The following is a 2,262-nucleotide window of genomic DNA, read 5'->3' as shown; positions in this document are numbered from 1 at the left end:
GGCCAAAGCTATGCCTGGGCAAGGCCGTCCCTGCATGCCAGGAAGCTGCGTGATATGGAACTCAAGGCGGGGAGCAAGGCAGTGCGCGGCCAAAAGGGCGCCGCGCATGCCTACAATATCAAGAGCCATCGCGATGAAGAGCGGCGTTGGGTCGAGCAGGCCGAAGGTGCGTACACTCGCTTCGTCTCCGGCTGGAACTCACGAGGGCCAAAGAAGGTGCGCACGGATGCCGCAAATGAGGCACGACGATAAAGGCCGCGTCGCAGGGCTCTCACCTCAGACCCTACTCTTCGCCACGCGGTCATCCATGCGCAACGGGAGAATATCGCAGATCCAGCCAAAAAGCTCTTGTCAATCACATCAGTGGTCTTCGGGGTGTATGGTTTCGTGCGGATATGCTTGAGGCTGAGCGCCTTGCAGGCCGTGGGGAAGTCGCGTGCCTTGTAACATGAGCCGTAGCACCTACGGAAGGAAGAATTGGAGCCACCGAGGGAACGGTGCGCGCAGCTTTTTTGCTGCAAGCGCGCACGGTTTGAGGTGGCCATGGTCAGTCGAAGTAGCTCTAGAATGTGAGTGTTCACAACTCATTCCGGAGAGACCGACCATGACCAGTCAGAATTCTATACCTGCCGATGCCGTGTTGGTAGCCATCGACATCGCCAAGGTTCGCAATGAAGTGTTGATCGAAGCACCCGGCCATAAACGCCGCCGCCGGTTGGCAGTTCTCAACACCCGTGCGGAGCATGATCGTCTGATCGAAGTCCTGCAGGCTTATGGCCAGCCGGTGGTCTGTGCTTTTGAGGCAACGGGCAATTATCACCGACCCATCGCCTGGCGTTTGGTCGAAGCCGGCTTCGAGACGCGGTTGGTGTCGTCGCTGGCGCTTGCCCGAACGCGAGAAGCCTTGCACAACAGTTGGGACAAGAACGATCCCAAGGATGCGCAGGTGATCCTGCACATGTTGAGGATCCATTCGACTCAGGTCTATCATGATCCCTTGCGTGCCGGCATCAACGACGTTCAGGAATTGTCGAAGACACACGAAGCCATTGCTAACGCCAAGACCGAGATCCAGCATCGCATCCTGACGCATTACCTGCCGCTGTATTTTCCTGAGATTGACCGCTTCAGGGGCAACAGCCGTAGCGACTGGTTCTTCGCTTTCCTCGATGCGTTCCCCACACCCGCGAGCATCACGACACTGACGAAAGAGGAGTTCGTCGAAGCAGCATGGGATGTTGTCGGCAGGAAAGTCAGCAAGTCACAGATTTTAATGGATATTTATGAGACAGCATGCACATCGATCGGCTTGCCATTGCCGCTGGATGCGCCTGCCATTCGCATGTTTCGGATGGTTGTGGCCGAAGCCCGTAGCCTGATCCGCCAACGTAACGAGATCGAAACACAGGCCGATGAGCTGCTGCGACACAGCCGTGATTATCAGCTTTTGCGGCAGATACCTGGGATCGGGCCAATCAATGCGCTAACCATCATCGCGGAGGCTGGGGACCTACGCCGCTTTCACCATCACCGTCAGTTTCTCAAATTCTGCGGGCTGGATCTGTCGACACAGCAATCGGGCCAGTATCGCGGCCAGACCCGGCTTTCCAAATTCGGCAATGCGCGTTTGCGCCGGACCCTGTGGATCGCTGGGCAAGTTGCAATCCGCCAGCGTGAGAACGGCTTCCGGCATAAGTTCGAACGCTACATCGCAAGGGATCGTGACAATCCCGATCTCCGCCGCAAGGCAATGACCGCTATTACCGCCAAGATGGCGCGTGTCGTACACGCCGTCGTCAAAAGCGGTTCAGACTACCGGCCCTTCGTTGAAGGGCGGGTACCAGGTGGAAGAACCTCTGTCAGGTAGGGCCGTGAGGGCATCCATCGGATGACCCTGTAGACAATGCTTGGGTCTTCCACCTGGATCAGAAGCTCGTGTTAAGGACGGTGAGGGCCAAAATGATGGACCCTGTGTTTGCTATGGACGAGACCTTTTCCCATGCCAGTGGAAGCCGCCTGGTTCGACGATGTGACTTGACGAGCGTCATGCAGCGCGAGCATGCTGACGAACAGAGAAACTTTGCCTGCCAAGCCCATTTTCTTCCGCACTTAGGACGTTGTCGGTCAGCACGGTATGGATGGCATAGGGAACGGTGGCGACCAGATTGCGCAGGAACTGCGCCGCGGCCATTTTGCCGGCCTTCTCGTGCAGTTCGGCATAGGCAAACTTCGACGTCCGGTCGATGGCCACGAAAAGGTACA

Annotated in this window: 1 protein-coding gene and 2 pseudogenes; 2 read left to right on the top strand and 1 reads right to left on the bottom strand. The window is 57.3% G+C overall.

From position 1 onward, the window contains the following. Positions 1-252, top strand: a pseudogene (locus AAAC48_RS14155) (IS110 family transposase); the annotation flags it as partial. 352 nt (positions 253-604) lie between these two features. After that, on the top strand, positions 605-1,867 hold the full coding sequence (locus tag AAAC48_RS14150; RefSeq protein WP_340654789.1) for an IS110 family transposase: 1,263 nt from the start codon (positions 605-607) through the stop codon (positions 1,865-1,867). A gap of 249 nt (positions 1,868-2,116) precedes the next feature. Here the strand turns inward: AAAC48_RS14150 and AAAC48_RS14145 are convergent. Beyond that, positions 2,117-2,262: pseudogene (locus AAAC48_RS14145) on the bottom strand (IS481 family transposase); the annotation flags it as partial.

Source organism: Phyllobacterium sp. (assembly GCF_037994405.1).
Lineage (GTDB): Bacteria > Pseudomonadota > Alphaproteobacteria > Rhizobiales > Rhizobiaceae > Phyllobacterium.
The sequence above is the reverse complement of the archived record's forward strand: the minus strand, read 5'-3'. Positions and strand labels throughout refer to the sequence as shown.

What these genes read in the sequence shown, in the direction of transcription:
- AAAC48_RS14150 (WP_340654789.1), top strand. Translation starts at nt 605, where the DNA reads ATGACCAGTCAGAATTCTATACCTGCCGATGCCGTGTTGGTAGCCATC.